This is a genomic window from Klebsiella sp. HMSC16A12 (assembly GCF_001808265.1).
Lineage (GTDB): Bacteria > Pseudomonadota > Gammaproteobacteria > Enterobacterales > Enterobacteriaceae > Klebsiella > Klebsiella pneumoniae.
Genome location: NZ_KV792558.1, coordinates 1 through 2,323 on the forward strand (window position 1 = coordinate 1; position 2,323 = coordinate 2,323).

The following is a 2,323-nucleotide window of genomic DNA, read 5'->3' on the forward strand; positions in this document are numbered from 1 at the left end:
CTGCCTCATCGCTAACTTTGCAACAGTGCCGTGAAAAGTTGCTGCTAGAGGACAACACCCAGTTCATCCTTTCTTCAGAGGATGGTGGGCGGCTGGTAGTGGTACAACTCGTGGTGAATTAACTGATATTCATCACCAGCAAAAGGTGGAGGGAGGTAAAACGTTATCAGGCGTTTTGGTATGTAAATCAGATAAGCCCTGCTGCACGAGCGGGGCTTATTCCAGGAGTATTTGTGGGGTAATGGATGTCTTTGTTGGTATGAAATTTAGCTTTACATTAACCCTGACCTGACATTGTTGCAGCGCAGAGCTCAACTTCACCTGACAGGCCACTCTGGGCCAGAAACGGAATTTTGGTGGTTGTCTGGCGAAAGATACCTCTGCAGAATGAGACAATCACCTTTAAACATGACCTTAATTTTAGCCATCACAGGCTACTGAACCCGGATCCGGTGAGCGCTCTGGCTCACATAAGAAAGAAGCATATAGAAGACCAGGCTATGCGTACTCATAAACTGAACAAGTCACGTAAACTATATCGCAGTGACAATACAACTACGCGGCATTATTCAATTAATCCGGGGGGGGAGTATCGCTGGGGGCGAAACCGTAAAAAAGCCGAAGACGAGCTGCTGGCAAAGCGCGAGACAATGCATGGCAGGCAAAAGAGAGGCCGTGACTATACCCCATTGTTTTACTTTCTCGTCAAACAGATTGGCCAACCGTGGGATAAGGTATTCAGCGAAGTATGTGGTCGTCTTGATACAACAGAGCCTGTTTTCTGGTTGGTCGCGCTGCATGAGCATCAGAAAAGAGATTTGGTACGTATCGGTGACAGCAGCTTTTATCCGGGCCTGTTTGTTGATGGAAATGGAATCTTACAACAGGTAAACCCTTCGATTACGGGAAAGGACGTTAAGGTAATTTGCCGTTGCTGTACCCACACTTATATGGGGGAGCCAGTCCCAGGGAAGTATGAGTAACATCACCTGCTATCCTGCCCCGGACGAGCCTTCCATCAGCGCCGAGCAGTTTTCATACTTTGACCGGGAACAATAATGTCAGTGCATTGACTGCAGAGGTCTCGAATCCAAACTTTGTGTAAAACGCCACGACTTCGTCATTTAAGGCATGAAAGAGAAGCGGGCATTTGGATACCTGGTTTATCATTTGAAAGTCCATGAAATCGTCCGGTCTCTTCAGGGCGACATTTTCACTTTTGATAAAGAAAAGCGGCAGGCGTTAAGCCCACCGTAACTCACCGGAAAAAGTCATCCACCGAATCGCTCCATTCATGGCCGGACACAGACCAAACCTTGTTAATCGGGGGTGGGTATCCGCTTCTGCAGTACCCATTTTTCCCCACGAAATCGAACGCTGCATGCGGATATCCGTTGATAAGGAGCACGCACTTCTGACTGTCTTCAGACCAGCCGATTTTAACGTCAGAAGGAATGTGGGCGTCTGATATATCCTCGACATTGTAGATATGCACTGCATCAAGAATCGGGTTTCCTTCAAGGGACTCATCGAGCGCATAGAAATACCCGGTCCGGCCGTCGTCTTCAAATACGGCCGCCAGCATCCCCTCCGGTGCCAGGCTTTTTATCACCTGCTCTTCTCCCACAATGAGCTGAGCCTGTAGCGTCACTAAAATTGTCATACCGATGACTCTCCTTTCCCTGAATGTTTGATAAGGCTACTTTCAAACTGGCAAGCAATCTACCATAACATCCCTGCGATGAATTCCCCCCTGACCTGCAGGCATTTTGTTGAAAAACGACTATTTTATAAAAGTCTGCATCTGGTACAAAGCATACAGTCCAGCTGAGAACACAGTGTCAATACTGTCCGGGCTTTACGCAGAGAATGGTTTGCCTGTTTGTATTAAATTCCAAGCGATGACGCAGATGCTGATCCCGCTTAATCTGTGCAATCACCGTAGTTTCTGTTCTTCATTCAGTACTGAAGGACGTCCAACCCGCTTTCCGGCATCCCTCTTCCCTATACATGTCACTGTTTTCATAAAAGCCCGATCTACCCGGGAGGATAAGCACAGGAGCAGGAGTGGTCGATGGCAAGCCGTCCCAGGACAATGATCGGAATGACATCAGGTGCGTTGCGTCGGTTTGTCCCAGGCACTGTCTTATGGCGGAAGCTACCCGAAGATAAACAATAATAACCGATGATCCGGTTCGTGTTTTCTGCGCAAACGGCATAGACACGGGAAATGCCGGTACTGTGGTTTCTGAGAGCCTTTGTCTTTAACCACTTATTAAGGGGGCCGCTTGGAAAACGGAATCTATGGTCACTCCCGTTTTTG

2 protein-coding genes are annotated in these 2,323 nt (G+C 48.1%); one reads left to right on the forward strand and one right to left on the reverse strand.

Translation table 11 applies throughout. The annotated features are described in order from the left end of the window. Positions 1-500 precede the first annotated feature (500 nt). Positions 501-983 carry a hypothetical protein gene (locus HMPREF3140_RS06420; protein WP_025999313.1) on the forward strand — a complete coding sequence of 161 codons (483 nt, stop codon included), beginning with the start codon at positions 501-503 and terminating at the stop codon, positions 981-983. 275 nt (positions 984-1,258) lie between these two features. On the opposite strand, the gene HMPREF3140_RS06425 is transcribed toward HMPREF3140_RS06420, so the two are convergent. Beyond that, positions 1,259-1,663, reverse strand: a complete 405-nt coding sequence (locus tag HMPREF3140_RS06425; protein WP_004118061.1) for a DUF2251 domain-containing protein — start codon at positions 1,661-1,663, stop codon at positions 1,259-1,261. Positions 1,664-2,323 lie beyond the last annotated feature (660 nt).